The sequence below is a fragment of the Rahnella inusitata genome (genome assembly GCF_018288855.1).
In the GTDB taxonomy this organism is placed as follows: Bacteria; Pseudomonadota; Gammaproteobacteria; order Enterobacterales; family Enterobacteriaceae; genus Rahnella; species Rahnella inusitata.
Map to the genome: position 1 here is coordinate 1045582 of NZ_CP065024.1, position 23180 is coordinate 1068761.

Annotated in this window: 29 protein-coding genes; 26 read left to right on the plus strand and 3 right to left on the minus strand. The window is 53.4% G+C overall.

Going from position 1 to position 23180, the window contains the following annotated elements; genetic code table 11:
- The first annotated feature begins 64 nt into the window (after nucleotides 1–64).
- Entirely contained in the window at nucleotides 65–271 is a 207-nt protein-coding gene (locus tag I2123_RS04885; protein WP_213051898.1) for a hypothetical protein, read from the plus strand.
- On the opposite strand, the gene I2123_RS04890 is transcribed toward I2123_RS04885, so the two are convergent.
- From I2123_RS04890 to I2123_RS04900, 3 genes are read right to left on the minus strand one after another with little or no spacing between them, the layout of a single operon-like run.
- Nucleotides 254–568 carry an Ogr/Delta-like zinc finger protein gene (locus I2123_RS04890; RefSeq protein ID WP_213051899.1) on the minus strand — a complete coding sequence of 105 codons (315 nt, stop codon included), beginning with the start codon at nucleotides 566–568 and terminating at the stop codon, nucleotides 254–256. The two genes, I2123_RS04885 and I2123_RS04890, sit on opposite strands and share 18 nt — an antisense overlap.
- On the minus strand, nucleotides 565–1596 hold the full coding sequence (locus tag I2123_RS04895) for a phage portal protein (protein ID WP_213051900.1): 1032 nt from the start codon (nucleotides 1594–1596) through the stop codon (nucleotides 565–567). Before I2123_RS04895 ends, I2123_RS04890 begins: the two co-directional genes overlap by 4 nt.
- Nucleotides 1593–3380, minus strand: a complete 1788-nt coding sequence (locus tag I2123_RS04900) for a terminase large subunit domain-containing protein (RefSeq protein ID WP_213051901.1) — start codon at nucleotides 3378–3380, stop codon at nucleotides 1593–1595. Before I2123_RS04900 ends, I2123_RS04895 begins: the two co-directional genes overlap by 4 nt.
- A 226-nt stretch (nucleotides 3381–3606) precedes the next feature.
- On the opposite strand from I2123_RS04900, the gene I2123_RS04905 reads away from it, so the two are divergent.
- The 25 genes from I2123_RS04905 (at nucleotide 3607) to I2123_RS05030 (ending at nucleotide 22848) form a co-directional block, all read left to right on the plus strand.
- Nucleotides 3607–4446 (plus strand): GPO family capsid scaffolding protein, encoded by an 840-nt coding sequence (locus I2123_RS04905; protein ID WP_213051902.1) that lies wholly within the window; start codon nucleotides 3607–3609, stop codon nucleotides 4444–4446.
- Between the two features lie 65 nt (nucleotides 4447–4511).
- A complete protein-coding gene (locus I2123_RS04910) occupies nucleotides 4512–5546 on the plus strand; it encodes a phage major capsid protein, P2 family (RefSeq protein WP_213051903.1) in 1035 nt (344 codons plus the stop codon).
- A 2-nt stretch (nucleotides 5547–5548) separates the two neighbouring features.
- A complete protein-coding gene (gene gpM / locus I2123_RS04915) occupies nucleotides 5549–6262 on the plus strand; it encodes a phage terminase small subunit (RefSeq protein WP_213051904.1) in 714 nt (237 codons plus the stop codon).
- A complete protein-coding gene (locus I2123_RS04920) occupies nucleotides 6259–6450 on the plus strand; it encodes a hypothetical protein (RefSeq protein ID WP_213051905.1) in 192 nt (63 codons plus the stop codon). Before gpM ends, I2123_RS04920 begins: the two co-directional genes overlap by 4 nt.
- Nucleotides 6451–6543: 93 nt before the next feature.
- Entirely contained in the window at nucleotides 6544–6996 is a 453-nt protein-coding gene (locus tag I2123_RS04925; RefSeq protein ID WP_213051906.1) for a head completion/stabilization protein, read from the plus strand.
- The gene (locus I2123_RS04930) at nucleotides 6993–7499 is read left to right on the plus strand and encodes a phage tail protein (RefSeq protein ID WP_213051907.1); all 507 of its coding nucleotides are present in this window, start codon (nucleotides 6993–6995) and stop codon (nucleotides 7497–7499) included. The genes I2123_RS04925 and I2123_RS04930 overlap by 4 nt, the downstream gene beginning before the upstream one ends.
- On the plus strand, nucleotides 7496–8185 hold the full coding sequence (locus I2123_RS04935) for a phage virion morphogenesis family protein (protein ID WP_213051908.1): 690 nt from the start codon (nucleotides 7496–7498) through the stop codon (nucleotides 8183–8185). Before I2123_RS04930 ends, I2123_RS04935 begins: the two co-directional genes overlap by 4 nt.
- A gap of 9 nt (nucleotides 8186–8194) precedes the next feature.
- Nucleotides 8195–9322 carry a DUF2586 domain-containing protein gene (locus tag I2123_RS04940; protein WP_213051909.1) on the plus strand — a complete coding sequence of 376 codons (1128 nt, stop codon included), beginning with the start codon at nucleotides 8195–8197 and terminating at the stop codon, nucleotides 9320–9322.
- Between the two features lie 2 nt (nucleotides 9323–9324).
- On the plus strand, nucleotides 9325–9777 hold the full coding sequence (locus I2123_RS04945) for a phage protein (protein ID WP_213051910.1): 453 nt from the start codon (nucleotides 9325–9327) through the stop codon (nucleotides 9775–9777).
- Nucleotides 9778–9790: 13 nt separating this feature from the next.
- Nucleotides 9791–10084: a phage holin family protein gene (locus I2123_RS04950; protein WP_213051911.1), complete on the plus strand. Its 294-nt coding sequence runs from the start codon at nucleotides 9791–9793 to the stop codon at nucleotides 10082–10084.
- Nucleotides 10081–10422: a M15 family metallopeptidase gene (locus tag I2123_RS04955; RefSeq protein ID WP_213051912.1), complete on the plus strand. Its 342-nt coding sequence runs from the start codon at nucleotides 10081–10083 to the stop codon at nucleotides 10420–10422. The genes I2123_RS04950 and I2123_RS04955 overlap by 4 nt, the downstream gene beginning before the upstream one ends.
- A complete protein-coding gene (locus tag I2123_RS04960; protein WP_213051913.1) occupies nucleotides 10422–10793 on the plus strand; it encodes a hypothetical protein in 372 nt (123 codons plus the stop codon). Before I2123_RS04955 ends, I2123_RS04960 begins: the two co-directional genes overlap by 1 nt.
- Entirely contained in the window at nucleotides 10678–10917 is a 240-nt protein-coding gene (gene lysC / locus I2123_RS25770; RefSeq protein ID WP_420834345.1) for an Rz1-like lysis system protein LysC, read from the plus strand. The genes I2123_RS04960 and lysC overlap by 116 nt, the downstream gene beginning before the upstream one ends.
- The gene (locus I2123_RS04965; protein ID WP_213051914.1) at nucleotides 10914–11171 is read left to right on the plus strand and encodes a putative phage tail assembly chaperone; all 258 of its coding nucleotides are present in this window, start codon (nucleotides 10914–10916) and stop codon (nucleotides 11169–11171) included. Before lysC ends, I2123_RS04965 begins: the two co-directional genes overlap by 4 nt.
- A 50-nt stretch (nucleotides 11172–11221) precedes the next feature.
- On the plus strand, nucleotides 11222–11359 hold the full coding sequence (locus tag I2123_RS04970) for a DUF6890 family protein (protein ID WP_213051915.1): 138 nt from the start codon (nucleotides 11222–11224) through the stop codon (nucleotides 11357–11359).
- On the plus strand, nucleotides 11359–13803 hold the full coding sequence (locus I2123_RS04975) for a phage tail tape measure protein (protein ID WP_244879880.1): 2445 nt from the start codon (nucleotides 11359–11361) through the stop codon (nucleotides 13801–13803). Before I2123_RS04970 ends, I2123_RS04975 begins: the two co-directional genes overlap by 1 nt.
- Entirely contained in the window at nucleotides 13803–14135 is a 333-nt protein-coding gene (locus tag I2123_RS04980; protein ID WP_213051916.1) for a DUF2590 family protein, read from the plus strand. The genes I2123_RS04975 and I2123_RS04980 overlap by 1 nt, the downstream gene beginning before the upstream one ends.
- Nucleotides 14128–15312 (plus strand): baseplate J/gp47 family protein, encoded by a 1185-nt coding sequence (locus I2123_RS04985; protein ID WP_213051917.1) that lies wholly within the window; start codon nucleotides 14128–14130, stop codon nucleotides 15310–15312. The genes I2123_RS04980 and I2123_RS04985 overlap by 8 nt, the downstream gene beginning before the upstream one ends.
- Before the next feature lie 13 nt (nucleotides 15313–15325).
- Nucleotides 15326–15892 carry a hypothetical protein gene (locus tag I2123_RS04990; protein ID WP_420834350.1) on the plus strand — a complete coding sequence of 189 codons (567 nt, stop codon included), beginning with the start codon at nucleotides 15326–15328 and terminating at the stop codon, nucleotides 15890–15892.
- A 9-nt stretch (nucleotides 15893–15901) separates the two neighbouring features.
- Nucleotides 15902–18910: a phage tail-collar fiber domain-containing protein gene (locus I2123_RS25430; RefSeq protein ID WP_244879881.1), complete on the plus strand. Its 3009-nt coding sequence runs from the start codon at nucleotides 15902–15904 to the stop codon at nucleotides 18908–18910.
- A 1-nt stretch (nucleotide 18911) separates the two neighbouring features.
- Nucleotides 18912–19439 carry a tail fiber assembly protein gene (locus I2123_RS05010; RefSeq protein ID WP_213051919.1) on the plus strand — a complete coding sequence of 176 codons (528 nt, stop codon included), beginning with the start codon at nucleotides 18912–18914 and terminating at the stop codon, nucleotides 19437–19439.
- Complete coding sequence (locus tag I2123_RS05015) at nucleotides 19429–20151, plus strand: hypothetical protein (RefSeq protein ID WP_213051920.1); 723 nt, start codon at nucleotides 19429–19431, stop codon at nucleotides 20149–20151. Before I2123_RS05010 ends, I2123_RS05015 begins: the two co-directional genes overlap by 11 nt.
- Nucleotides 20126–20665, plus strand: a complete 540-nt coding sequence (locus I2123_RS05020; protein WP_213051921.1) for a baseplate complex protein — start codon at nucleotides 20126–20128, stop codon at nucleotides 20663–20665. Before I2123_RS05015 ends, I2123_RS05020 begins: the two co-directional genes overlap by 26 nt.
- Before the next feature lie 3 nt (nucleotides 20666–20668).
- Nucleotides 20669–22324, plus strand: a complete 1656-nt coding sequence (locus I2123_RS05025; RefSeq protein ID WP_213051922.1) for a hypothetical protein — start codon at nucleotides 20669–20671, stop codon at nucleotides 22322–22324.
- 269 nt (nucleotides 22325–22593) lie between these two features.
- Nucleotides 22594–22848, plus strand: a complete 255-nt coding sequence (locus I2123_RS05030; protein WP_213051923.1) for a hypothetical protein — start codon at nucleotides 22594–22596, stop codon at nucleotides 22846–22848.
- The last annotated feature ends 332 nt before the right edge of the window (nucleotides 22849–23180 follow it).

Below are 23180 nucleotides of genomic sequence, written 5' to 3' on the forward strand. Positions count from 1 at the left end.
TTTAATCTGTAACATTTTGCGATACTGTATATTCATACAGTTAATTTGTAGGGAGGATTTGGCGATGCGGGATGTTTTTTTTGAGAAAGTAGCGGTGCAACGGATGGTGTTAGTATCTCGTTTGGTGTCGATCGGAAAATGTGATGATGAAGAAAGAATTATAGCGTTGGATTGGTTGGCGGAGTTGAATGCCGAACTACTGGAAAGCTTGCTGAAAGCAGAAAAGAAAAGCCCCCAGGAAGGGGGCAGTGATTCAGGCTTGTTGCAGTAGGGAAAGCAACATTTGCCTGTCGTCGGATTTCAGCGAATCCACAAGGCCACGCAGTAAGCTGTCCTGGCTTTTCGCGCTGGGGCTTATTGTGTGGCCAAATGTCATATTCATCACAAATGTATGGCCGCACTCATAATCTGAACAGGCGCAATAAATATCAGATATATCACGATGTTTGCGCGCCGTTTTTTTAATTATCGCATTAGCCCCGCATTCACGGCAGACCACTTTCATTACGCGCATTTTATTGGCTCCGGGGAATTGATAACCCCGCGATTTTAGCCTTTTATGGCTCATTTTTCATCCTCTGATGTTGTGTCAAAGGCGAAGTTAAGCCGCAAATGTAGAGGAATTTCCGGATCAGCATTTACCGCATTCATGATCATGCGTTGCAACGGAATGATTTCATCCTTTCGGTACGTGGTGCGTGATTTTTCCGGGTCGGGTAATCCTCCCGCGTTTTGCGGAATGATGCCCGCAAGGCCAGCCGGGAACCGGTGGGCGTTCAGTACGTCCTGTGCGCTGATGTTCTTCACGTTGCCGAATTCGTCGTTCGCGCCGATATCGCCCACAGGTATAAACTGGATTGCCTTTTCCCCCCCCTGGGGGATATTCACAAAGATGGTGGAAAAATTCCCGATCCCCTTGCTGCTTTCCAGCCGTTGCGCGATTTCCTCCTCCACTTCATCCGTCATATTCGCGTCATTGGTGTAAATGATGCCGCCGGTGTGCGCACCGTTGTGGTAATACCGGCGGCGGAAAATCGTTGCCTCACTGTTCAGCAATGCCGAGTGGATGCCGCTGATGTAATCCGGCAGGCCGTAAATCTGCTGCTGCGGATCGTACTGTTTGAGAAAAATCACATCATCCGGGCTGTAAACCAGCGGTTCGCCGTCCTGCAGAACGACAAATTCCCCCGTTTTACGAACCCGCAAATACAGCGACGGCAGCGGCACTAAGTCCACCACGTCACCCCAGCCCGAACGCACTTTCAAAATGGCCAGGTCACCGCAGGATAAATAATCGAAGATGCCGCCGCGCAGCTGCTCATGCGTCAAACCGCCGCCCACGTAATCCGCCGCCACCATATTATGGCGGGCATAAATCACGCCGCCGTGCTGGCTGTTGAGATTAGTCAGCTGAACCAGTGCCAGGCGGTCAATCGGCAGGGTGTAGTGATCGAAATCATTGTCGTACCAGATATCCCGATAATCTGTGCCTGTGGTCAGGATAGGTTCCGGCCGCCCCATGCTGATGATGCTCATTCTCCCTTTTCGGGTAGATTGTTCCTTTTTTGCTGGTCGGGCGTTTTTAAGTTTGCTCATGCTGCTTTTTTCCCTAAATTCCATTTAGATTTACGTTTATGTTCAAAGTTGATCGGTTCATTGATAACGGCGTGCGCGATAGCCCAAAAGGCATCGGCGTGGCCGGTTTCCACCGTGCGATCCGCTTTGAACGTCATGGCGTTACCGCTGGCCGTGCTGGTGTGTCGGATGGAAAGGAATGACGCGGGAATTTCCCGGTTGTCTTTGTTCCACTCCAGGCGTTTTGCCCCTATTACGTCGATCATCTTTAAGACCAGCCTCGTTTTGGTTTCCATGCCGTAATGGATGGCCACGGCTTCCCGCAGGGCGAAATGTTCAATCAGCTCAAACACCCCGCGTCCGATCCCGGTTACATCAACGCCGATATAAGTCATGTTGTACTGACCAAAAAGCTTTTTGATCTGCGCAGCCTGATAGGCGAAATTCATCCCTTTCCAGTGGAAGACGCGCAGTACCCTGAATTTTTCCACCGCATAAAGCGGCGGGGCAACGATGGCGAACGTGGACGTGTCGCCGGAGCGCGCCGGGTCAAAGCCTCCCCATACTTCACGGTTGCCAAACGGCCGTGCGGCGTTCACGTCATGATCCTGCCAGTCGGTAACGTCTACGCCGCAGGCTTCCAGGTCGCTGAATTTGAAAACGCTGTCTTTGCTGTCCACAAACAGGCACATGTACAGCATGTTGAACGTGTCCAGATTGTAGCGATTGCGCAGCTTCTCGATGCTGGCCAGGTTGAACCCGCCCTTGATCGCATCTTCCATCGTGATGATGTATCGCCACTGACCATCCGGGCAGAGGCGGCCGCCGTCGCGCATATCATCGAACGTCGGAAAAGTGATCTTTTCGCGCTTTTTGTCGCCGCGCTTCCATTCCTCCCCCGTCCAGAAGGGATAAGCCTGGTGCGTCTTGGCGCTGGGCGTTGAAAAATAGGTGGTTCGCCAATGGTCGTGCGTGGCCATTGCGCTGGCCACTTCATTCAGCTTGGCGAAGTTAGGCACCCAAAAATATTCGTCGCAGTACAAATGGCCGCTGTAGGACTGTGCGGTGTTTTTGTTCGTAGACAGAAAGCGCAGCTCTGCGCCGTTGCTCAATCTGATCGGGTTGCCGGTCAGCGTCACGCCGAAATACTGTTCCGCAATGTTCACGATGTAAGAGCGAAATACTTCCGCCTGTGCTTTTGAGGCTGACAGGAAGATTTGCGGATCGCCGGTCATGACTGCGTTTTCAAGTGCCTCAATCGCAAAGTACCAGGTCGCCCCGATCTGACGGCTTTTCAGGATGTTCCTGATCTGCTGCGAGAGATTCCCGCGCAGGTGCTTCTGATACCCGAATAAATGCTCCTCTGCGAAAGCGTCAAAATCATCCTGTGAAAGCCCAGAGATATCGTTTTTCTTATATTTGCGTTTCTTCACCGGCTCTGCGCCGTCACCGTTGCCGCCCTGGCTGTCGTATCCTCCCTGATTGCCCGATTTGGCGGCGGCCATTTTCTCTTTATGCTTATTTGTCTGCGCACGCAGTTTCACGGCGTGAGCAATCAGTACATCAATCTCTTTTAATTCCAGCTCTGTTTTTTTATCCCGGCCAACCAATAATTGGTAACGGCGTTCTATCGCTTCCTCTGTTGATTCATGACTGAGTAAATCAGCCCAATTTCCCTTTTCTGCCCAGTAGTAAATAATCCGCGCATTGGGAAGGTTTAAATCCTGAGCGATTTCTTTCGGTGTGGCACGGCGTAAATATAATGCACGCGCAACACCTTTCAGTTCTTCCGCATATACTGCCATTTTTAATGTTCCCTTCTTTAGGGGTGCCGTATGTGAAGTAAATACGACACCGTTTTTCATCCGTGATTTTGTCTGCAATGCAATTATGCGGGGATGTATCAGCTATTTCGTTAAATTAATATCTGATGCCATCGGATAAGGGGCTATATCCGAAAACATCTTGATGCAGGTGCATTAATTATTGGCGATACTGCAATTCACGGAAACAACGGAGGTTAATTCCGGAATGTCAGGTTCACATTTAATGACGAATTGGCTCTGTATCGCAACCGAAGGGGAAACGGTTGATAAGCGTTTTTTAACCAGGGATATGTTAATTGACGCGGCGGAAACTTACGATCCAGAAAACACGTATACCGCACTGCTTTGGCCAGAGCATGAACGCTGCTTCGGTAGTGCTGGTGAAGTGTTAGAAGTGAATTGGTCTGAAGATGATGCAGGGCGCGTGAAGTTGTTTGCACGTCTTTGCCCATCTACTGACTTGGTGCGTGCCAATAGAGATTTTCAGCTTTTATTCACATCGGTGGAATTAACACCTGATGGCAACTTTCGCGGCACTGGCCGCTATTACCTCGAAGGTTTGGGCGTTACAAATGAACCCGCAAGCGTAGGCACTACGCGAATGCGATTTAATAAGCGGAAAGATAATTATTTTATCGGTAATAGTAATCCGCTGGTAATTAACGAAGTTAAGGAAATTAACATGGCAGGGAAGAATAAACCAAAGTCAGCGTGGCGCAGTCTTTTCAGTATTGAAGACGAAACACCCGCGCCGGAAGAAACTACGCAGGGCGGCGACAAATTACAGGCAATGGCTGAAGCATTAGCAGCCCTTGAAAACCGCGTTGCTGCGCTGGAATCTAAAACGGAAGCAACTGATTCAACCGTTGAGGATATCCAGACAGATGTTGAAACCGTTAAAGAAGTGGTGGATACCGAAGAGTTTGCGCGTCTGCGCGATAACTTGCCGAATATCGTAAATAACTTCAGCAAACTGGATGTGAAGGTGACCAAGTTGCCTAATAAAAATCCAAAAGGCTCACGCAAGCCGTTCAACTTCTTATAAGCATTTATAAGGCGTTCGCCAGGGAAAATATTAACCGCTAATTAGCGATTAAGGATGAATAAATAATGATTTTAAATGCAAAAGCGCGTGGCTTTTTAAAGCAATTTGGCGCGGGGTTGGCGGCAGCTAACGGGCTGGATAATGGCGAAGAATCTAAATATTTCGCATTGTCCGATCCGAAAGAAACGCAGCTGCGTGACGCGCTGCTGGAAAGTTCGGATTTCCTGAACTGGATCACCGTGGCCGATGTTGACCAGCTATCAGGTCAGGTCGTCAGTGTAGGGGCTTCTGGTCTGCATACCGGCCGTATTGCCGAAGGCCGTTTCCGTCGCAATATCGGCGTGTCCGGTAACGAATACAAGCTGGTTGAAACGGATTCATGCGCTGCGCTGCGCTGGGATCTGCTGTCAGTGTGGGCGAACGCCGGTTCGGAAGAAGAGTTTTTCCAGCGGGTTCAGTCATTCACCAATCAGGCATTTGCGCTGGATATGCTGCGTATCGGTTTTAACGGTAAATCTATTGCCGCAGATACCGACTACAAGACCAATCCTAACGGTGAAGATGTGAACATCGGCTGGCATGAAATTGTACGCAAGATTGCCAAATCTCAAATCATGACCGATGCCGTCACGCTCGATCAGGGCGGTGATTACAAGTCACTGGATGCGATGGCGTCAGACCTTATTAACGCCAAAATTCCGCAGGAATATCGCAACGATCCGCGTCTGGTTGTTCTGGTCGGTGCTGATCTGGTCGCGGCTGAGCAGTATCGCCTGTATCAGGCGGCTGACCGTCCGAGCGAAAAAATCGCGGCGCAGATGTTGCAAGACTCCATCGCAGGGCGTCAGGCCATTATCCCGCCGTTTATGCCGGGCAAACGTATGGTAGTGACCACGCTCAACAATCTGCATATCTATACGCAGCGTAATACCCGCCAGCGTAAAGCGGAGTTCGTTGAAGACCGCAAAGCGTACGAAAACAAGTATCTGCGTAATGAAGGTTATGCGGTGGAATACCCGGAACTGTATGCGGCGATCGATGAATCCGCCGTGACGATCGGTAAGGTCGTGGAGCCGTCTGAACCAGTAGGCGGAGAGTAAAAATGAGCCTGTCACCCGCGCAGCGACACAATGCCCGCATTGCGGCAGAAATGAAGTTAAAGCAACGCCAGGCGTTAGACGGCGCAGACAGTTTGCACGTTCTGAGCGCGGCGCTGGCCAACGACGTGGACAAGTTGCACGGGCTGACATTGGCGCAAAAGGTCGCGCTTAAGCGTGAAGAACTGCTACCGCGCTGGATGCCTACGGTTGAGAAGTATCTGGACGGCGGCGAGGTGTACCGCAATCCGATCCTGGCATGGTGTGTGATTTGGCTTTTTGACGTGGGCGACATGGACGCCGCGCTGGATTTGGCGGATATCGCCATCGAGCAGGGGCAGGAAACCCCGCGTGAGTTGAAAAGTAATTTCACCACCTTTGTGGCGGATACCGTTCTGGGATGGGCGGAATTACAGGCCAGGGATGGCCACCCAATTGAGCCTTATTTTTCCCGCACGTTTACCAACGTTACGGAAAAGTGGGCGCTGTATGAAGTGATCCAGGCTAAGTGGCTTAAGTTCGCCGGTATGCGTCAGCTGTATGACGATCAAGGTGTGCCGCGTCCCACTGTGACCGACGATGTGGAAGTGCTGCGGGGCGTGGATGCGCTGCTGGCCAGAGCGCATAAGCTTTACTCCGCCTGCGGCGTGGGGACGATGCGCAATCAAATCGCCTCACGTATCCGGGCGTTGGAAAAACAATCAGGAGCTAAGAAATGAGTTTTAAGCATGATTTAGGGCAGGCGGTAAAGATTTCCGTCAGTGGTGAGAAAGGCCATGTAAAAGGTCGCGCTGAATACCTCAACCATTGCCCGGCCTATTTTATTCATTATCAGGCAGCTGACGGCCGCGCTGTTGATAGCTGGTTTGATGAATCAGAAGTTCAGCCGGTAACGCTGGCTAAGTAAAGACTACCGCAAGCCGGAACGGGCGCGGGGAAGGTAATACCCTTGGGTTATGTACCGTGGATCCCGGTCTGCCCGTTTCTTACGGAGAATTTTATGTTTAGCGGCAAGCCGATTGATTACCAGGACGAACCGTTAACAAACGACGGATTTTGGCCGGATTTGAATCTGGCGGAATTCCAGGAACAGCGAAGCATTCCCGCCGACGTGAACGCCGGAACGGTGGCCACGGCGCTGCTGACGGCGGCCGGTGAAGTGAATGACCTCTTGCAGGCCGTGAAGGAAAAGCACGTAGCCAAAGGATTTGGCAAGGCCAGCGCGGTGCCGGGCATCGGCCGCCCCGGCGAAAACCTGCTTTGTGCTCGCTATAAAAAAGCAGTGTTTGCCCGCGCAAAGGCCGATTTGATCGCAGAGTTCGCAAGTCAGGGGCGCAGGGAGTCGCACCCAGGGCAGGAAAGCACGGAAACCCGCGAAGGGCTGCTGGCCGAGGGTTCAATCATTATCCGGGCAATCAAAGGATTGCGCCGCGTAACGGTGAGGCAGATATGAGCCAGTTGGATGCGTTGAGCGCCTTTGTCACCGCCAATATGCCCGGCAGGACATTTAAGGGCGCGGGGTTCTCCAGCTACATGGATGAACTGAATTTTATCCCCGCCCAGCGTGATTTAGGGCTGGATCAGTACCGGATGGCCATCATCCGCTACAACGCGGTTTTAGCCTGGGACAGATTCCCCTATCGGCTGTATGACCCGCGCAATCTGGCCGCGCTGCTGCTGGCGTGGCTGATGCAGTCTGACCGGTCACTGTATGAAGAGGTTGGCATTGATACCGAACTGCCTGATTTCGATATCGATCTGGTTGATGAAGAAACCGCCGTGCTGATCATCACCTTGCCGATGGTGGAAGAACTGAGCGTTATCAAAGACGACAAAGGCAACATCCCGTTGGACGGGGCGCGGTGGAGGTTGGCAGACCCGACAATCTGGTTTGCCAGCGAAGCGGTGGTGTACGGGGTGGACGGTCAGGGCGCGCAGATTGGCAGTGACAAATGATTATCCGGGGTGAGTTAGACCGGGAGCAACTTAAGGCGCTGCGTAAAAAGCTGGCCAGCCTGGAGTTGCCACCGGCGAAGCGCAAAAAGCTGATGTGGCGGCTTGGCAAATACGGGCTTATCCCCGCTGCTAAACGCAACGTCAGAAATCAGCAAAGCCCGGATGGCGAGGCGTGGCAGGGACGCCAGACGAAGCGCAAAGGCAAGATGCTGCGCAATATGCCAAAGATGCTGCATATCCGGGAAATGCCGGAAATCGACGGGGTACGCATTTACCTGAGCGGCGGCGGATACCGCAACGGCAAAAAGACCGTGGCGGCGGGAACGGTGGGTTACGCCCAGCAAAATGGCATGAACGTGACGATTAGCCGCCGTCAGGTGGAACGTAAAGGCCGGGCGGAAAGTCTGCCGGCCAGTCAGCGACAGGCCAAACGCCTGCGAGCGCTGGGGTACAAGGTCAAAAAGGGTAAGCGCTGGCGAAAGCCGCCGTTTAAAGAAATTCAGGAAGGCATGACGATGGCCAAAGCCGGGCTGCTGATCCGGAAGTTGTCCGGCAAAGCGGTGAAAACCTCCTGGTCGGTCGATGTTCCATCACGTCCTTTCTTGGGTATCACGGAAGACGATTTTAACAAAGCGTTAGCGCGTCAACTCCAGGGCATCGGATTTGGCGGTGACGCAGGACACTAAGGGGAAGTTATGGCGTGGCCAACGGTCGATGTAAATCAGGTCAATCAGCTACAGGGTGAAACAAACGAGATTGAGCGCGTGGTGCTCTATGTCGGTACGGGGACGCTAAACGCGGGTAAAACGCTGGCGGTGAATACCCAAAGCGATCTCGATGCGCTGCTGGGTGCAGGGGAGAGCATTTTAAAAAGTAACGTGAACGCGGCCATGCTCAACGCCGGAGCCAACTGGAGCGGGTTTGTGCATGTACTGGCAGAGGATGCCGGGGAGAATGCCTGGGCGGATGCCGTTCTGGCTTCACAGCCTCTTTGTTCGGTTGAAGGGGTGGTGTTGCTTGACGATATCGCCACGAAAACGGCCATCAACAAAGCGGCGGAAATGCGTGCCAAATTACTGGCCAGTTATTCCCGCTGGAACTGGTTCATCCTTTCCGTGCAGGCACCGCAGGCCGAGGAAGATTGGGCAGAGTATTTGATCCGGCTTGCTGCACTACAGGCGCAGATTTCTGCCCCGTCCGTGCAGCTGGTTCCGCGCTTGTTCGGCAATGAGCCGGGCGTATTGGCCGGTCGCCTGTGCAGTCGTGCGGTGACAGTGGCTGACAGTCCGGCGCGGGTAAAAACCGGTGCGCTGGTATCGCTGGGCAGTGATGAAATGCCAGTAGATGGCACCGGGGTGCCGTTGGAGCTGGCCACACTGCAAGCCTTGCAGGCGCAGCGTTATAGCGTGCCGATGTGGTATCCAGATTATGACGGGTACTATTGGGCGGACGGGGTGACGCTGGACGCCGAGGGTGGGGATTACCAGGCGATTGAGTACCTGCGCATTGCTGACAAAGCCGCACGTCGTGTGCGTTTGCAGGCGATTGCCAAAATCGCTGACCGCTCGTTAAACAGCACGCCGTCCAGTATTGCCGCCCACCAGGCGTATTTCGCCAAGGTGCTGCGTGAGATGTCGATTTCAAGCCAGATTAACGGCATCACCTTCCCCGGCGAAGTGAAACCGCCGCAGGATGATGACGTAACGATCACCTGGCAATCGGCCACGAAAGTGGCGGTGTATATCGTGATCCGCCCGTACGAATGCCCGAAAGGCATCACGGTGAGCTTGTTGCTGGACACCAGCCTGACAGGGAGTAATTAACGATGAAACGGATTTCAGGCCAGTCTACCGATGTGCGCATTGACGGTGACCTGGTACACATTGAAAAGGTCAGTTTGGATATCACTGACAACACGGCGGCTGCGCAAACTCAGGGTGTACCTGATGGTCACGTGTCCGGTGACGTGGCGGCCGAGGGTGAAATTGAAATCACCTCCAAGGTGCTCACGCAGTTGACCGCCATTGCACGGCGTGCCGGTTCGTGGCGCGGCATCGACCCGGTGGATCTGATGTTCTATGCCAAGGCCGGTAATGAAGAACTGAAGATTGAAGCCTTTGGCTGCAAATTGGTGTTGAGCAACCTGCTGGATAACGATCCAAAGGGCGGCAGCACGCTGAGCCATAAAATTAAATACATGGTCACAAGCCCGCAGTTCGTGCGCATTAACGGCGTGCCGTATCTGGAAGATGAAGATACGCGCAACTTAATTGGATAAGGAAATCGCAGGGATGCAAGAGCATGAAAAAAGCCTGTTGAGCCTCATTATCCTGGGCGCACTGATTGCCCTGGGTAAGGCGCTTAACAGCAGCGAACCGATGACGACGCGGCTTTTTGTTGGCCGCATGATTTTAGGTTCGGCCACGTCGGTGGCGGCGGGGGCAATCCTTATCTGGATCCCCGGCATTTCACCGCTGGCCATCAACGGATTGGGCGCGGCGTTGGGGATTGCAGGCTTTCAGGCCGTTGAAATCTGGCTACGCCGCAAGGGGAGCAGTTTGTTAACAGGGAAGAAACCGCAATGACGTTAAGCGAAAAACAGCAGCTGTTCACGCAGCTGATTGCCCAGCTGATTGAGTGGGCAGGGGAACGCGGCTACCGGCTGACCTTTGGCGAAGCCTACCGCACGCCGGAACAGGCCAAACTGAACGCCAAAAGCGGCGCGGGGATTGCCAATTCGTTGCACACGCAGCGTCTGGCCGTGGATTTTAATCTGTTCATTAACGGCCAATACCAGACCAGCACCGAGGCGTATACGCCGCTGGGAGAATATTGGGAATCGCTGGGCGGCGTCTGGGGCGGGCGTTTTAAAACCCGCCCGGACGGCAATCACTTTAGCCTGGAACATAACGGGGTGAAGTGATGGGCAAGCAGCTGGTGATCGCCGTTCTGGCATTGTTGTCCGCGTTCGCCGCCGGGTGGCGGGTGAATGCCTGGTACAGCGACAGCGTGGAATTGGCGATCACCACCGCCGCCCACGCTGCCGGTGAATCTTCCCGCCTTGCCGGTGAGAAGGTGGCCAGTGAATCCGGCCGCAGGCTGGAGGAAAAATTGGAGGCGTTACGCGATGCGCAGCCTACGGAAATCCGAACTGAAATACTCAAACCGGTTTTTATTAATGAGTGCTTGTCTGCTGAGTTTGTCAGCATGTTCAACAACGCCGTCGATAAAGCCGAGCGTGCCTTATCAGGAAAACCTGTTAACCAAATGCCCGGTAAAACTCCCGCGCATTAACGGGGTAACGGGCAAAGATATTGCAGAAACTATATTAATACTGACGCCGCAATATTCAGACTGTGCGGCGCGTCATAATCAATTAGTCGATGAAATAAACCAACGAAAGGAAATGAAACAATGAGTAAAATTATTATGAATGTAAATGGCATTGCGCTGACCTTTGAACCAAATGCCACCGCCTACAATAAATTCATTAATGAAATGGCGATGGATAATAAAGTGGCACCGGCAAATAACTACCTGCGCCGAATTATTCACGTTGAATGCAAAGAAGCGCTGGATTCGATTCTGGAAATTCCCGGTTCCGCTTTGCAAATTTGCAGTTTCGTGAATGATCAGTTCGCGCCGAAATTAGAGATTGAACTAAAAAACTAACGGCGCGGGTACGCGCTATCGAAAGTAATGGGCTGGAGCAATACCTTATTTTGCGTCGCCATTACTTACCGCATGAAAATGACGATCCCGAAAACTTAGCCCGTGCCGTGTGGCTGGATAACCGTCATTGGGAGTATCACCGCATTGCTGTAGCAAATGGCATTGCCCTGGCGTTTAAAGGCGAATAATGGCTGATTTAGATTTCACACTCAGTTTAATTGACAACATCACGCGCCCCCTTCGCCAGGTGCAATCCTCTGTAAGCGGGTTCGCGCAGGAAAGCGCGGCCGCCTTTGGCAAAGTGGCCATCGGTGCCGCCGCACTGTGGGGCGTCGGTGCCTCTATTACCGCCGCGCTCGATCCGGCCATTCAGATGTTTGACGCGATGCAGGAAGCCAGTGCGCGGGGTATCAGTGACGATGCCCTGGCCAAAGTCACGGACGACGCCCTTAAATTCAGCGTGCGATACGGCGAATCCGCGGTGGAGTTTGTGAAATCCTCCGCGGATATCAACGCCGCCGTGGCCGGGCTGACAAACGCAGAATTACCCCGCGTCACTGAGGTGGCTAATACTGCCGCCAAAGCGCTGAAAAGCACGGCCGGGGAAGCGTCGGAATTCATGGGACAGATGTTTACCCAGTTCAGCGGCTACGCGGCTGAGGTGGGTAAAGTCCAGTTTGCGGAAGAACTGGCGGGCAAAATGGCCTATATGAAAAACCAGTTCGGCACGGACATGGCCACCATCAAAGACCTGATGGAGGGCGCGCGCGGCGTCGGTTCAAACTACGGCGTCGGGATTGATGAGCAGTTGGCCGTATTGGGTGAGCTGCAACGTTCGCTTGGTTCTGAGGCCAGCGGATCCTATGAGGGATTCATGAGCGGAGCCGAGGCCGGTGCGCAAAAGCTGGGGTTAAGTTTCAAAGACGTGCAGGGGCATATGTTGTCATTGCCCGCCATGCTGGAAAAACTCCAGGGAAAATATGGCAAAAGCATCGAGGGCAATCTCAAGGCGCAGGCCGAATTAGATGATGCCTTTGGTGACAGTTCGGCGGTGATTAAGCAGCTTTACGGCAACGTTGACGTTTTGAAACGCAACATCACTGAGCTGGGCAGCAACGACGGCATGAAGCGAGCCACCGAGATGGCCGAGAAAATGACCCGCCCTTGGGACAGGTTGACGGCGATCTGGTTTGCCATGCGTGCCGCCATCGGTTCCACGCTGTTGCCGGTGCTGTATCCGCTGGTCAACAAAATCGCGGACGGCGGCGAAAAGCTGACGCGCTGGATGCGCCTGTTCCCTAACATTGCCCGCGTGATCGGTTATGCCACGGTGGCGTTGCTGAGTTTCGCGGCGGTGGGGGCAATTGCCAATATCGTGATGGGCATTCACGGTTTTGTCATGATGGGCGTTACCCGCCTGGTGGCACCGATGGCCAAGCTGTTAGGGCTTAACCGTCTGGCAATGGTGGCCAGTAATGCCGTGACGCAGTTATTCAGTGCAGGATTACGCGGCCTGCGTGTCACGTTGCTGGCCGCCAGTATTGCCGCCCGCATGGGTGCCGCGTCGTTCTTGCTGGTGATCGCCCCCATCGTGGCCATCGTGGCCGCCATTGCGGCGGTGGTGATTGCGGTGATTAAGTTCTGGCAGCCGATCAAAGCCTTTGTTAGCGGGTTTATCAGCGGGTTCAGCCAGGCAAGCGGGGCACTGACGCCGTTTAAAGGGCTGTTTGGTGGTATTGCCGCTGCGGTGGGCTGGGTGTGGGATGGTGTCAAAACGCTGGTTGGCTGGTTTGGAAATCTGCTGGCACCGATCCAAATGACCGAGGGGCAACTGACCAACGTTACCAGCGCGGGGGAAACATTCGGGCGCATTGTTGCCGGGGCGATTGGGCTTATCCTGACGCCGTTTGAGCTGGTCTACCATGCCATTCAAACAGTGATTGAGATGTTCGGGATCGTGTCTGACGGCTGGGCGGAAGTCGTTAGCTCTTTTGATATCAATTCGCCGGTTGAGTCCTTTGTCAAAATTGCCGGTGTGATCGGGGACGTTTTCGGCAAGCTGTGGGATACGCTGAAATCGTCATTTACAGCAACGTATAACTGGATCGTCGAGAAGTTAAACAACATTCCCGGCGTCAATATTGAGCTGAAAGAAGTCCCCGTTACGGTGACGCCCAAAGGAACGCCACCGGCGGCCACCATGCCAAATCAGGCGGCAATGGGTGGCGTGTCACCGTCCAGCGTAATGCCAGGTGCGGCGGCTTTGGGCGGTGCATCACCGGCAAACGTGAAACCTGATGCAGCGGCATTGGGCGGAGTTTCACCGGCCAGTGTGATGCCAAAGGCGGTGGCCGCAGCTGATGCCCCTGCGGCTGTGCCACCAGGTTTTAACAAGGTGACAAATCAAATTGCTGTGACAGGAAATAAAAACCTGATATCGCCGCCGCCAATGGGCAAAGATATTTTGACGGGGGGAACGGTTAAAGGCGTGGAACGTGGCGGATTGAAAAAGGAAATCAACACCAATACGGAAACCACAATTGATAACAGTAAAAAAATCGGCACCGTGAATATTCATCCTTCCAAAGGATTAACACCGGCCGAGCTAATGGAATGGCAGGAATTAAACTAATGACGGATTTGCTGTATGTCGATCTCCTTATTACCGGGCGTGATTTTACGCTGAATACGGGTAATGAACCGGGCTTGTGTAATAACCGTATCAGCATTGCACAGGATATTGTCCACGCCATTATTGAAAGCGGGTTAACCACGTTATTAGTGGCAGAGCGTAGCCCGACATTACGCGCCGATGTGATCACCCAAATGATTTTATTAATTGAAGGTGATGAACGCATTATTCCCGGCACGGTGAATATCGCAGAGGAATCTGTAAAACGCCTGTGGGCAACGGCGGAAACGTATGATTTTGGCAAGATTTCCACCGGGGTGAATTATGAGTGAGAAACCGACCATTGATTTTGAGGCCGTACTCAAGGAAAGCGGGATGCCGGTCACTCAGGAGGAAATCGGACAGCAGTTCACGGCGATTGTGAAAGCGGAGGGGATGATCACAAATACTTCCCGCATGTCACCGTTCTGGCGACTCATTACCGCCATTGTGACCACGCCGGTGCTTTGGATTAAAGATGTCCTGGTCAATACGGTGCTGGCCAATATGTATCTGGCCACGGCCAGCGGTGCGATGCTGCGGATGCTGGCATGGGGCGTGAACCTCACGGCCAAACCGGCCAGCGCGGCAAAAGGGGTTATCCGTTTTTACAAGGAAAACGCCAGTCAGCCGGTGACCGTCCCGGCCGGAACCGTTATCCAGACGGAGCGCATTAACGGCGTGACGTACGCGGTGATTGTTAATGCGGATACGACGCTGGCGGCGGGCGTTACCAGTGCGCTGATCCCGGTCACGGCGATGGCGGCCGGGAATGCTTACAACCTGGCACCGGGTTACTACCGCATTTTGCCGGTGGCGGTGACGGGCATCAGTAAAGCCGTTAACGAGGATGATTGGCTGTTAACGCCCGGTGCCGATGAAGAATCCGACGATGATTTACGGGACAGGTGCCGCAATCAGTTCAACCTGGTGGGCAACTATCACACCGATGCGGTGTACCGCAGCATGATTGCGGGCGTCGTGGGGTTAAGCGTTGACCGCATTTTCTTTGTGCATGACGCCCCACGCGGTGCCGGTACGGCAAACGCCTATTTGCTGTTAGACAGTGGCGAAACCTCCCAGCCGTTTATTGATGCCGTGAATGAGTACATCAATACGCAGGGGCATCACGGCCACGGCGATGATTTACAGTGCATGGCCATGCCAGAGACGCAGCACAATTTAACGGTCACGTTGTACGTGACTAACCCGGACAACATGACGGCCGAGGAAAAAGCCTCACTGATTTCCGGCGTCAGCAACCTGATCCGCAGTGCTTTCCGGCAAAACGCCGAATACGACGTAAAGCGCACCTGGCCATATTCCCGTTTCTCATTTTCTAACCTGGCCAGGGAGCTGCATAAACAGTTTGGTGTGGTCGAATCCCTCGTGTTTTCGCTGGCGGATATCGTCAGTGAGCTGAGCGTGCCGCGTCTGGCCACGCTGAAAGTGGAGGTGAAAGGTGTCTGATTTCGCCACAAAAATGAAAAGCCTGAAATTGCCGTCATGGATGAACCGGGGCGAACCGGCCAAATTGCTGAAAGCCGCCGTGAAGTTCTGGACGGGGATCGTAGGCTGGGTGACATGGCCATTGCAGCAGTTTGATCCGCTGACCTGCGCCGAGCCGCTGTTAAATCTTCTGGCTTATGACCGGGACATTGCGCGGTTTAACGGTGAACCGCTGTCACTGTTTAGAAAGCGCGTGGCCTATGCCTTTATTAATGCGCAGGACGCGGGTTCAGTTTCCGGGTTTATCGCCATTTTTGAACGTCTGGGAATTGGCTACGTTGAGCTGTTGGAACGCCAGGCGGGCATTGATTGGGATGTGATCATTGTCCGGGTGACCGATAGCCAGATTTCTGACAACGCAGATTTACTCTTGCAGATCATCCGCCAGTACGGCCGAACCTGCCGCCGTTATCAGTTTGAAGTGATCACCACGTCCGGGCTTCGCATTCGTGCCGGTTGGAACCAGGGCGAATACGTGTGTTATCCCGCAAGCCTTGGCATCAGTGAAACAGGATCCGCCACCTTTGGCGCAAAGTTATAAGGAAATAACATGTCACAAACCGTCATTACCACGGCCTTTGAGCAGTGGAAAGCCGCGCAGGCCGCCAACGGCCAGGCGATTGTCCTGGATGAATTCGTGTTTGCCAACGTGCCGAATCTGGACGTTAACAAGCCGATTGACCGTGCGGAGGGCGTGCCGCCAGCGGCGCAAATTGTCTACCGCCAGGCGGTAGAAAAAACCGGGCTGGTGAATCAAAACGCCGTGGTGTATTCGGTGACGCTTGGCACTGACGTGGGCGATTTCTCGTTTAACTGGATTGGCCTGATTAACAAGGCCACCGGCAAGCTGGCGATGGTGGTACATGCGCCGCTACAGAGCAAAGTGAAAAACGCCAACGGTCAGCAGGGCAACGTGTTAACCCGTTCTTTCCTGATGGAGTACAACGGCGCGGAATCGCAGACGTTGATCAGCACGCCTGCCCAAACCTGGCAGATTGATTTTACGGCACGTCTGGCGGGCATGGACGAATCCCTGCGCCTGGCTAATCTGGATATTTACGGCACCGGGGCATTTTTCGATAACGGCTTTTTGGTGTCCAAAACCGGCACTCAATTCTTTGTTACGCCGGGGCTGGGTTACGTGGGCGGATTGCGTGCCAGCCTTGCGGCTAAAACAAATATCACCGTAACGACCAAACCAATGAAGGTGTGGGCGGACGTGAGCTATCACGGCACGCTGACCAGTGAATACAAAACTGAAATCAAATTCACGCTGGCCACGACGCTGAAAGACTACGTTCAAAGCGGGATTGCGCACTACGTGTTTGCACTGGCCAGCATTGACGCCAACGGCGCGATCACGGATTTGCGTCCGAAAGGCAGCAGCCAATATTTGCGCCGGGATAAGAATTTGGCAGAGATTGCCGATCCGGCTGCGGCGCTCAATACGCTCAACGGCGTGCCGAAAACGCGCACGGTGAATAAAAAGGCGCTGACCGCTGACATTACTCTGACACCGGCAGACGTGGGCGCAATCAGCAATGTGATGCCTAGCGTTGATAACACTAAGGTTACCAAGCTTTACGATCCGTCCATTGTGAGTTTATCCGGCGGGGTGACGCTGGCGGGATATTTTGACGATCACCCAATGGGGGCAACTTTCCAGGCCGCTGACACATTGGTAAGCCACCGTCGCTTTTATGACGCAGGGGCGGCGCTTACGCAATATCTGCATTGCACCACGGGGGTGATTTATGAGCGTATTGGCATCGTCAGCACAACGGAGCCAGGCGGGTGGTTATGGCGAGGCACCTCCCCGTTGCCATTTGGGTGGAAAAAGGTTTTCGACAGTAACAGCCTGGAACTTGCAGACCTCACGCGATTGGGTGTCGCAAAGGCGGGTGATAATTCCGACATTACCAGCCTGGGCAAGCTGACCAGTATTGCGTCCAGTGTGAAAATGGCTGTAAACCTTGAGGTGGCCAGTTCAATTCAGTCGAATTATCGCTTTGGGATCCTGCGGCCAAATGACTATGAAGCCTATATGTCATTCACCAGCCGTGTGGGAACGGTGTCAGCCGATAAATTGCCATCCGTTCTAACCTCTATGGGCAACGTATATTTTCGTTTGCCAAACACGCTGACCGATACGGATCCCCATGCAGGGCGTGCATTAGGTGGTCTTTCCTCTGCGGTTTATCCGGCTGGCGAAGGTGTAATGCGGATGGATGCCAGGGATGAACAGGGCGCAATTAAGGCGCGCATAGTGTGTGACGCCCAAAACGATATTGTCCAGATTGCTAACGGTGCTTTACGCCCAGATGCCGGGATTAATCTCTATCCAAGTAATGCGGCGTCTGTAATTCGCGGTAAAAATGACGCCATCATTTTGCGTGACCATAACAACGGTAACACCACGCTGGCCGCCAGCCTGAAAGACGCGGGTTCGCAAACTGGCGGAACGCTCTATATCGGGTATAACCGGCCGGATTCGAATATTTATACGTCTGCGGTTTCGATTGACTCACCAGTGACCATTAACGAAACCATCAAAGCCCTTAAGGATGCCACTTATGCCGGTGGCATGACGGTGGCGGGTGAAGTCAATTTTAACGGACTGGTGAAATTCAACCGTCATGACGCAACCTGCCAATTTAGTTCGTCAAATGCGGAACATCCGCTAATGAATGTTAGCTATTCCAATGCCGGTAACTTTGGGTTTTGGGATGCCACTAACGGTAAGTGGGTACTGCGTAAAAGGGCATCAAACCTGAAAGACGGCACCGCGGATAATTGGGTGATGGACGGCGGTCTGGAAGTTACCGGTGCGTATGGCCTGACCTTATCAACGGCGTTACCCGTGGCCAGTGGTGGCACCGGCGCAAAAACGGCCGCTGACGCATTAAAAAATCTGGGTGGATTGCCGAGTGATGGCACGGCCGTGGCGGCCACGAAACTTGCTACTGCCCGAAAAATTGCCGGTGTAGCCTTTGATGGGACAAAGGATATTAACCTTACTAACTCAAGCGTCGGGCTTGGGAATGTCGGGAATTTTGCCGCCGTTCAGCAAGGCGGCGGTGTCGGTATGGGTACGAATAAAATCTATATCGGCTGGACGGGTGCGAAGGTAAAAATTCAGGTAGACGCCTCTGATATGGGGGAGGTTTACACAACGCAGAACAAACCGCCTTTTGTTGATGCTTATTCTAAGACTGAAAGTAATGCGCATTATATTGCGCGTGACAGCGTCAAAACTGCCGGATTTGCGAGCGGGAACGTGGCCAATCCCTACATGCGGCATGAGGCAAGTGACGCCGTGGTTTATCTTGCGGATCGCAACTGGTCGGATAGTCGTTTTGTTTACGACGTACAGCGTGGCAGTCAGGCGCTGGAGAACGCGGGATGGACGGCGCAGCAGAACTGGGAAGCGCCAACCGGGTGTTTCATGACGGGGCTAAACATCCGCCCGGATATGGGCGATTGCCGAATGATGGGGAAATATTACCGCGCTTTAATGATCAGGACGGCCAGCGGTAGCTGGCGTCAGGTGGGGAACTAAAATGATTACATTTAAAAATATCAAAATCTCAAAGCAAGTATTCGAGGGCGATTTACCTATTCCCGTTCTCTATTTTGAAGATGAAAGCGGAAAAGATTGGTACACGCTGCGGGATCAGGAGTGGAAAGGTAAAAACTGCTTTATTGCTGTTGATCAGAATGACTTTGTCACCACCTGGTCGGAGAATCCAAACTTTCTGACCTTGTGCGAAGGCGTGAGCGTTTATGAAGTAACGCCGAAAAAATTGCCGGTAGATATTGGAGAACAGACTTACCGCTATAGAAACGGGAAGTTTATCAAGGTTGAACCGCTGGCCACAGACGTGGCGGAACAGAAAAAAAACGCATTGCTGACACAGGCCGCCGCCGCCATTGTCCCGCTTCAAGATGCTGTTGATATTGAAGATGCGACGGATAAGGAACTGGCCAGCCTGCAAGCCTGGAAGAAATTCCGCGTTGCGCTCAACCGTCTGGATCTATCCACTGCGCCGGATATCGTCTGGCCGGAGGTGCCGGGCGATGTGGCGTAAAGCAACCTTGAGCATTCCGGACGACATGAGCGCGTTAACCTGTTCTGTGCTGCCGGTTCATCCGTGGGTGTATGGCGTCGGTCAGGCTGCGGGGGACGTGAGCTATTTAAGCCCGGTAAACGCCACGGAATACCTGGCGAAGAAGTTGGAGAGCGTCAGCGAAGAATCCAGCATTGTGGTGCATATGCTCAATGCCCCAACGCATGCGGAATTTATGGGAATGCTGGCCAATTATTCCAGCGTGCTGCCGCTGCCGGTAATCGCCCAGGTGAAGCGACGTGCAGAGGAGGCGGCCTCGCTGGCCATCACGAAAATGCAGATCCCCGCCAAATTATCCGGCGGTCTGCCTGCGGCGCTGCCGCTTTCGACGGCCACCAATCGTCTGGCAGTGAATGCGCAGCGTATTGCGGCCGCCAAGGCAGAGGCCGCAGCGGGAGCCAGTGCTGCCGGTTTACTTTCTGCGCTGAAAGACTTCACGACGGCGCGGGGATCTGCCCTCGCAGCGGCGGCCGATGCGTTATCCGCCTTGAAAGGCAAAACGTCACCGGCGTGGGTGTTTACGGCCAAAGGTAACGGTGCATATCTGGCCGGAGAGCTGCGTAAAAACATCCCGAATCAGGATTCTGTCTTTACACTGGCCACGCTGTTTTGTGGGGCTGATTTATCCACACTGGAGGCGATGATCCATGACGATAACTACGCTCGCACTTAATGGCGAAGCCATTCCGTTGATGAATCTGAAAGTCACGCCAACTATGCAGTTTGCGGAAAAAGACCAGTCCGGGCAGTCATCGAGCACGGCCAACGCCGAGCAGGGGATTAAGGCCAAAGAGCTACGCGTATCGGGGACAGTATCCTTTCGGAATGCGGCCACGTTAAAGCGGCTGTTTGAGCTGGCAGAGGCAAAATCTGCCAGCGGTTCGTTGCAGGTTTACCGGGTGGCCAATCTGACTGCCCAGGCGATCAACTTTCGCGAAGGGACGTTTTCGGGGGCGATTGATGCCCCGCAGCAGGATAATAAAATGGCCTGGCTGGTCACCTTCACGCTGCGCGAAAAAGTCAGCGTGGCCGAGAAGAAAGAAGCCCGCGCAGGCAGTAAAACAGCGGCAACGAAACAGGGGGCGGGCGGTGCCAAGGGAAGTGGCAACGCGGCGGCCGAGAGTGACGAAAAACTGACGTGGTTTGAGCGCAAAGTGCTGAAACCGGTCAATGATGCATTGGGGTAAGGGATGAAACCCATTAAGCGGTTGTATTTGTCGAATGCGGCCACGCACCTGGTGGACGCAAATCTGGCGTTAGAATTGAGCGCCTGCGGTCGGGGCTTTATCACCGCGCAGACGGATGAAGACTACACCGGCAAGCTGGTGCGCCTTGATGTGGGTTATCACGATCTGGTGTTGCGCTGGTTTACCGGTTTTGTTGAGCGTTCGCAGCCTGCGGAAAACGGCTATCAGCGGCTTTTTGTCCGGGAGCTGGTCGGTGTATTTGAGCGCCTTTGGCCGTGCTCGTTTCAGCATCCGACGCTGCGAGAGATTGCCAGCTGGCTGACAGAGGAAAGCGGGCTTGATTTCATCCTGCCGGACAATGCCGCCTATACCGATACGCCAATCCCACACTTCACGCATTCCGGCACCGGCTATCAGCTGTTGGCCAATCTGGGAAAGACATTCAGCATCAGCGATTACGTGTGGTATCAGCTGCCCGACGGCGGCGTTTTTGTTGGCGCGTCCGCAGATGCCCTGTTTGCCGGTAAGCCGGTTGAAATCCCAACCGAATTTAATCAGAGCGTTGCTGGTGGCAATAGTATGACAGTGCCGCTGATCCAGTCTTTACGCCCCGGTGTAGAGGTGAACGGTCAGCGTTTGACTAAGGTCAGATTGCACAACGACGATATGGAAATCACCTGGACACCACGCAATAAGGCCACGGGTCAGGCACTTCAGAAAACGCCGTTTCAGCGTCAGGTTGAAAGCAGTTATCCAGAGCTGGCCAGCGGCTTGCATTTGCCCCAGTTCGCCAGGGTGGAAGCGCCAAGCGAAGACGTCAGCAACGGGAATATTGCCGATCCGTTCAGGCCACGTTATGCCGTGGACTTGCAGCTGTTAGACGCAGACGGCAATCCGGCAAAAGACACACCGCTTTATCCGGCCGTGCCGCTGCCGCTGCCAATGGCGGGCGGTGAGTCCGGTATGTTCCAATTTCCACCGCCCGGCACGCTGGTAGAAGTCGGGTTTAACGGCGGCCGCCCGGATAAGCCGTTTGTGCGTCAGACCCTTGCCCAGGGCAATAGCCTGCCCGCCGTAAGGCCGGGTGAGCAGTTGCAGCAACAGCGTGATGGCGTATCACAGCGCGTAACAGTGGCGGGAGACTGGGAACGCCAGACAGACCAGGTGATCCGCGAAACGTCCATGAGCCGCGTTATCACCGCGGATGATGAAACCCGCACGCTGGTAGCCAGGGAAACCACAGTTCAGGCTACGGATAAAACCACGGTGCTGGGCAAAGTCACATTATTGGCCGGTGCAATCCAGCAGATTGCCCAGGGAGATTACAGCCTGGCCACGCAGGCCAATTACGTGGCCAGTGTCCAGGGCAACGCGGAAACAACCGTTGTTGGCCAGCTGATTGAAAAGGTCGGACAGCTGCGCAGCAGCGTGGCGGCGACACGTCAGGAAGTGATTGCGCCGGTGGTGTGGATCGGAAGCCAGGCGATCAACGTCTGCCAACTGATGTTAGACACGCTCGACGTGGTGAAGCAGCTGGCAGAACTGACTGCCGCCCACACGCACAGCAACACCGGGGCACCGCAGAATGCAACTGCCATCAAAGCTACCGGAACCAGTGCAGCCACGCTTAAGACGAAATACGATCCTGTCATTGGTTAACACAACCAGCCAAATTAAACCCGCCGCGTGCGGGTTCTTTATTGCAGAAGTTTAGGTTTTATGAATTTAAGCAGTGACTTTAGAGTTGCTAGGCCAGTATATAAATTTAATTTTTTAAGGAGGTGATGAAATAAATCTACCGCAATATATGCGCTAACTTTTAGAGTTGGAAAACTATGCTCTTGGTCTTTAGGAGCTTGGTTGATATTTTTAAAAAAGCACGTCTATAATAGCGTTAAGTTAATCACAACAACCAGTAAGGGCAATCTATGCAACTCCATGATGCAGTTAATGATGTGTTATTAAAGGAAATACTGGAAAATGTAAAGTTGTTTGAAGGGAGTCACCTTTTTGGCCCTGGTTCTCTTCCAGAATATGATCCCGAAGATGTAGGACGGCATATAAAATATTTATACGAAAAAGGTTGCATAGATGCTATTCATTCAAACGGTGATGATTATTTGAATAATTATCTTGCCAGAAGCATCACATTGAATGGTCTAAGTTTACTTAAGAAACTATAAATTTATCCGATGGTAACTACTTTCCTATCTGTTCATTATTCATAACCCGCGACTATTGCGGGTTTTTTTATAGCCTTGAAATAACAAACCTCAATCGCGCACAGCGCTGCGCAATACCATCACGCACACCCTGAAACCTTTGAAAACGATCACGCTGCTGTCTGAAGCATGGGGCGGCGTGTGGCCACGGAACAAAGCAAGACGTGACGGAAATTGCACTACACCGCACCCGCCTGCGCTTTTTGCGTCAGTATTTTTTTTCAGTTTTGAAATTCTACAAACCACACCGCCAGCCCGCGCCGTGTCTGGGGTTCTGCCGTCATTCCCAAACT

What these genes read in the sequence shown, in the direction of transcription:
- I2123_RS04885 (WP_213051898.1), top strand. Translation starts at nt 65, where the DNA reads ATGCGGGATGTTTTTTTTGAGAAAGTAGCGGTGCAACGGATGGTGTTA.
- I2123_RS04890 (WP_213051899.1), bottom strand. Translation starts at nt 568, where the DNA reads ATGAGCCATAAAAGGCTAAAATCGCGGGGTTATCAATTCCCCGGAGCC.
- I2123_RS04895 (WP_213051900.1), bottom strand. Translation starts at nt 1,596, where the DNA reads ATGAGCAAACTTAAAAACGCCCGACCAGCAAAAAAGGAACAATCTACC.
- I2123_RS04900 (WP_213051901.1), bottom strand. Translation starts at nt 3,380, where the DNA reads ATGGCAGTATATGCGGAAGAACTGAAAGGTGTTGCGCGTGCATTATAT.
- I2123_RS04905 (WP_213051902.1), top strand. Translation starts at nt 3,607, where the DNA reads ATGTCAGGTTCACATTTAATGACGAATTGGCTCTGTATCGCAACCGAA.
- I2123_RS04910 (WP_213051903.1), top strand. Translation starts at nt 4,512, where the DNA reads ATGATTTTAAATGCAAAAGCGCGTGGCTTTTTAAAGCAATTTGGCGCG.
- gpM (WP_213051904.1), top strand. Translation starts at nt 5,549, where the DNA reads ATGAGCCTGTCACCCGCGCAGCGACACAATGCCCGCATTGCGGCAGAA.
- I2123_RS04920 (WP_213051905.1), top strand. Translation starts at nt 6,259, where the DNA reads ATGAGTTTTAAGCATGATTTAGGGCAGGCGGTAAAGATTTCCGTCAGT.
- I2123_RS04925 (WP_213051906.1), top strand. Translation starts at nt 6,544, where the DNA reads ATGTTTAGCGGCAAGCCGATTGATTACCAGGACGAACCGTTAACAAAC.
- I2123_RS04930 (WP_213051907.1), top strand. Translation starts at nt 6,993, where the DNA reads ATGAGCCAGTTGGATGCGTTGAGCGCCTTTGTCACCGCCAATATGCCC.
- I2123_RS04935 (WP_213051908.1), top strand. Translation starts at nt 7,496, where the DNA reads ATGATTATCCGGGGTGAGTTAGACCGGGAGCAACTTAAGGCGCTGCGT.
- I2123_RS04940 (WP_213051909.1), top strand. Translation starts at nt 8,195, where the DNA reads ATGGCGTGGCCAACGGTCGATGTAAATCAGGTCAATCAGCTACAGGGT.
- I2123_RS04945 (WP_213051910.1), top strand. Translation starts at nt 9,325, where the DNA reads ATGAAACGGATTTCAGGCCAGTCTACCGATGTGCGCATTGACGGTGAC.
- I2123_RS04950 (WP_213051911.1), top strand. Translation starts at nt 9,791, where the DNA reads ATGCAAGAGCATGAAAAAAGCCTGTTGAGCCTCATTATCCTGGGCGCA.
- I2123_RS04955 (WP_213051912.1), top strand. Translation starts at nt 10,081, where the DNA reads ATGACGTTAAGCGAAAAACAGCAGCTGTTCACGCAGCTGATTGCCCAG.
- I2123_RS04960 (WP_213051913.1), top strand. Translation starts at nt 10,422, where the DNA reads ATGGGCAAGCAGCTGGTGATCGCCGTTCTGGCATTGTTGTCCGCGTTC.
- lysC (WP_420834345.1), top strand. Translation starts at nt 10,678, where the DNA reads ATGAGTGCTTGTCTGCTGAGTTTGTCAGCATGTTCAACAACGCCGTCG.
- I2123_RS04965 (WP_213051914.1), top strand. Translation starts at nt 10,914, where the DNA reads ATGAGTAAAATTATTATGAATGTAAATGGCATTGCGCTGACCTTTGAA.
- I2123_RS04975 (WP_244879880.1), top strand. Translation starts at nt 11,359, where the DNA reads ATGGCTGATTTAGATTTCACACTCAGTTTAATTGACAACATCACGCGC.
- I2123_RS04980 (WP_213051916.1), top strand. Translation starts at nt 13,803, where the DNA reads ATGACGGATTTGCTGTATGTCGATCTCCTTATTACCGGGCGTGATTTT.
- I2123_RS04985 (WP_213051917.1), top strand. Translation starts at nt 14,128, where the DNA reads ATGAGTGAGAAACCGACCATTGATTTTGAGGCCGTACTCAAGGAAAGC.
- I2123_RS04990 (WP_420834350.1), top strand. Translation starts at nt 15,326, where the DNA reads ATGAAAAGCCTGAAATTGCCGTCATGGATGAACCGGGGCGAACCGGCC.
- I2123_RS25430 (WP_244879881.1), top strand. Translation starts at nt 15,902, where the DNA reads ATGTCACAAACCGTCATTACCACGGCCTTTGAGCAGTGGAAAGCCGCG.
- I2123_RS05010 (WP_213051919.1), top strand. Translation starts at nt 18,912, where the DNA reads ATGATTACATTTAAAAATATCAAAATCTCAAAGCAAGTATTCGAGGGC.
- I2123_RS05015 (WP_213051920.1), top strand. Translation starts at nt 19,429, where the DNA reads ATGTGGCGTAAAGCAACCTTGAGCATTCCGGACGACATGAGCGCGTTA.
- I2123_RS05020 (WP_213051921.1), top strand. Translation starts at nt 20,126, where the DNA reads ATGACGATAACTACGCTCGCACTTAATGGCGAAGCCATTCCGTTGATG.
- I2123_RS05025 (WP_213051922.1), top strand. Translation starts at nt 20,669, where the DNA reads ATGAAACCCATTAAGCGGTTGTATTTGTCGAATGCGGCCACGCACCTG.
- I2123_RS05030 (WP_213051923.1), top strand. Translation starts at nt 22,594, where the DNA reads ATGCAACTCCATGATGCAGTTAATGATGTGTTATTAAAGGAAATACTG.